Source organism: Pseudomonas sp. HMSC065H01 (assembly GCF_001815235.1).
GTDB classification, from domain to species: Bacteria; Pseudomonadota; Gammaproteobacteria; order Pseudomonadales; family Pseudomonadaceae; genus Pseudomonas; species Pseudomonas aeruginosa.
On record NZ_KV819926.1, the window covers coordinates 1 to 3,413 of the forward strand.

A 3,413-nucleotide genomic window follows, 5' to 3' on the forward strand; every position below is an offset into this window, starting at 1 on the left:
AGAGCGTGGAGATCGCCAACCGTGCCGGCGAACGCCTGGGTAGCGTGACCAGCCGGATCGGCGAGATCGACAGCATGAACCAGTCGGTGGCCACTGCCACCGAGGAACAGACCGCGGTGGTCGACTCGCTGAACATGGACATCACCGAGATCAACACCCTCAACCAGGAAGGCGTGGAGAACCTCCAGGCCACCCTGCGCGCCTGTGGCGAGCTGGAAACCCAGGCCGGGCGCCTGCGGCACCTGGTGGACAGCTTCAAGATCTGAGCCCGTCCGTCCCACAGGCCGGCTAACCGCGAAGCGGTTAGCCGGCGATCATCCAGCCCCCATGAAAAAGGCGCCCGCGGGCGCCTTTTTCATGGCCTGGCGCTCAGCGCCGCTTCTTCCCGCCCATCAACGAGCCGAGCAGGCCACGCACCAGCTCCCGGCTCAACTGGTTGGCCGCCTGGCGCATGGCGCTCTTCACCGTCGAATTGGACAGCAGGCTGCCGAGAATCTGCCCGGCCATGCCGCCGACGCCGGACGAGCTTTCCTGCTGAGCAGTCGCCTGGCCCTGGACCTCGGGTTTGGCGCCCGCCTTGTTCGCCAGCACCTCGTAGGCCGACTCGCGATCGATCGGCTGGTCGTAGCGACCCTTCAACGGCGACCGCTGGACCAGTTCAGCGCGCTCGCTGTCGCTCAGCGGGCCGATCCGCGAATAGGGCGGCGCCACCGCGACGCGCTGGACCATGGCCGGCGTGCCCTTTTCCTCCAGGGTGCCGACCAACGCCTCGCCGATACCCAGTTCGGTCAGCACCCCCAGGGTGTCGAACGCCGGGTTCGGGCGGAAACCGTCGGCCACCGCGCGCAGCGATTTCTGCTCCTTGGCGGTGAAGGCGCGCAGGCCATGCTGGATACGCAGGCCGAGCTGGGCCAGGACATCGTCCGGCAGGTCGCCCGGCGACTGGGTGACGAAGTACACCCCGACGCCTTTCGAGCGGATCAGCCGGACCACCTGTTCCAGGCGGTCGCGCAAGGCTTTCGGCGTGCCGTTGAACAGCAGGTGGGCCTCGTCGAAGAACAGTGCCAGCACCGGCTTGTCGGCATCGCCGCGCTCCGGCAGTTGCTCGAACAGCTCGGCCAACAGCCAGAGCAGGAAAGTCGCGTAGACCTTCGGCGCCTCGTGCACCAGGCGGCTGGCGTCGAGCAGGTGGATGCGCCCGCGCCCGTCCGGCTCGGGGCGGAGGATGTCTTCCAGTTGCAGGGCAGGCTCGCCGAAGAAGGCCTCGGCGCCCTGCTGCTCCAGAGTGGCCAGGCGGCGCAGCAGCGCCTGCCCGGAAGCGCCAGTGAACAGCGCCCGGTCCTCGCCAAGGATTTCCGGATTGTCCTTCAGATGGTTGAGCAGCGCCTTCAGGTCCTTCAGGTCGAGCAGCAGCAGGCCTTCCCGGTCGGCCACCTGGAAGGCGGCGAACAGCGCGGCCTGCTGGCTATCGGTCAACTCCAGGAGGTTGGCCAGCAGCAGCGGGCCCATCTCGCTGATGGTGGTGCGCAACGGGTGGCCGGTCTTCCCGGCGATGTCCCAGAGCGTGGTCGGGTAGGCCTTCGGCTGGTAGTTCAGCCACGGCATGCTGGCGATACGTTCGGCGACCTTGCCCTGCGGGTTGCCCGGCGCGGCGATGCCGCACAGGTCGCCCTTGATGTCGGCGGCGAACACCGCGACACCGGCATCGCTGAAGGATTCGGCGAGGTGCTGCAAGGTCACCGTCTTGCCGGTACCGGTGGCGCCGGCGATCAATCCATGACGGTTGGCCAGGCGCCAGGCCTGTCCTACCGGCTGGCCATCGGGGCCAGCGCCGATCAACAACTCATTCGCTTGCGACATCCATTCATCCTCGGGACTAAAGCTCCGGCACGCTGTGCCGACAGTAAGGGAAAGCTCTTGTGCAACGGGGCTTCCAGCGGAACCCGCATACCAATATGCGCGGGTTCCCGCGAAGGGCGTCGGGCCAGCGCATCGACCCGATCTGGCCGTCCAGCTTCAGCGAAGACCTTCGTGCCTTGCTGAGACAGGAAAAATCGCCATCGTATCCGTATCACGCATTCTTCGGAGCCACCCAGGGAACCGTGGCTTCGTGGCACAAGGCCGTGCCTGGGTCGACGGACTACCCACCCGCGCGACCCGCCCGACGCTGCAAGGCGTACGGAAAGCCCCTGCGCCCGCGGAACGGTCGCAGGGGTCTGGTCAAAGACTGGCGCTACATACTCCTGGACGCAATACAACATGATCAAAAGTCTGAAGTTCAGCCACAAGATCCTCCTCGCGGCCTCCCTCGTGGTGTTCGCCGCTTTCGCACTGTTCACCCTCTACAACGATTACCTGCAGCGCAACGCGATCCGCGAGGACCTCGAAAGCTACCTGCGGGAAATGGGTGACGTGACTTCCAGCAACATTCAGAACTGGCTCGGCGGCCGTCTGCTGCTGGTCGAGCAGACCGCCCAGACCCTGGCCCGCGACCACAGCCCGGAAACCGTCAGCGCCCTGCTCGAACAGCCGGCCCTGACCTCGACCTTCAGCTTCACCTACCTCGGCCAGCAGGACGGCGTCTTCACCATGCGTCCGGACAGCCCGATGCCGGCCGGCTACGATCCGCGCAGCCGGCCCTGGTACAAGGACGCCGTGGCGGCCGGCGGCCTGACCCTGACCGAACCCTACGTCGACGCCGCCACCCAGGAATTGATCATCACCGCGGCGACACCGGTGAAGGCCGCTGGCAACACCCTCGGCGTGGTAGGCGGCGACCTCAGCCTGAAGACCCTGGTGCAGATCATCAATTCGCTGGACTTCAGCGGCATGGGCTACGCCTTCCTGGTCAGCGGCGACGGCAAGATCCTGGTGCACCCGGACAAAGAGCAGGTGATGAAGACCCTGAGCGAGGTCTACCCGCAGAACACGCCGAAGATCGCCACCGGTTTCAGCGAGGCCGAATTGCACGGGCATACCCGCATCCTCGCCTTTACCCCTATCAAGGGCCTGCCTTCGGTGACCTGGTACCTGGCGCTGTCCATCGACAAGGACAAGGCCTACGCCATGCTCAGCAAGTTCCGCGTCTCGGCCATCGCCGCCGCGCTGATCTCCATCGTCGCCATCCTGGTCCTGCTCGGCCTGCTGATCCGCCTGCTGATGCAGCCGCTGCACCTGATGGGCCGTGCCATGCAGGACATCGCCCAGGGCGAGGGCGACCTGACCAAGCGCCTCGCCGTGACCAGCCGCGATGAATTCGGAGTGCTCGGCGATGCCTTCAACCAGTTCGTCGAGCGTATCCATCGCTCGATCCGGGAAGTCGCCGGGACCGCGCACAAACTGCACGACGTCTCGCAACTGGTGGTGAACGCCTCGAACTCTTCGATGGCCAACTCCGACGAGCAGTCCAACCG

Annotated in this window: 1 protein-coding gene and 2 pseudogenes; 2 read left to right on the forward strand and 1 reads right to left on the reverse strand. The window is 66.0% G+C overall.

Annotation, left to right across the window (positions count from 1 at the left end; translation table 11 throughout):
• A pseudogene (locus tag HMPREF3014_RS26380) lies at positions 1 to 266 on the forward strand (chemotaxis protein); the annotation flags it as partial.
• Between the two features lie 103 nt (positions 267 to 369).
• Here HMPREF3014_RS26380 and HMPREF3014_RS26385 read toward each other — a convergent pair.
• Positions 370 to 1,860 carry a helicase HerA-like C-terminal domain-containing protein gene (locus tag HMPREF3014_RS26385; RefSeq protein ID WP_003114975.1) on the reverse strand — a complete coding sequence of 497 codons (1,491 nt, stop codon included), beginning with the start codon at positions 1,858 to 1,860 and terminating at the stop codon, positions 370 to 372.
• A gap of 399 nt (positions 1,861 to 2,259) precedes the next feature.
• Between HMPREF3014_RS26385 and pctA the strand changes: the two are divergent.
• Positions 2,260 to 3,413: pseudogene (gene pctA, locus HMPREF3014_RS26390) on the forward strand (methyl-accepting chemotaxis protein PctA); the annotation flags it as partial.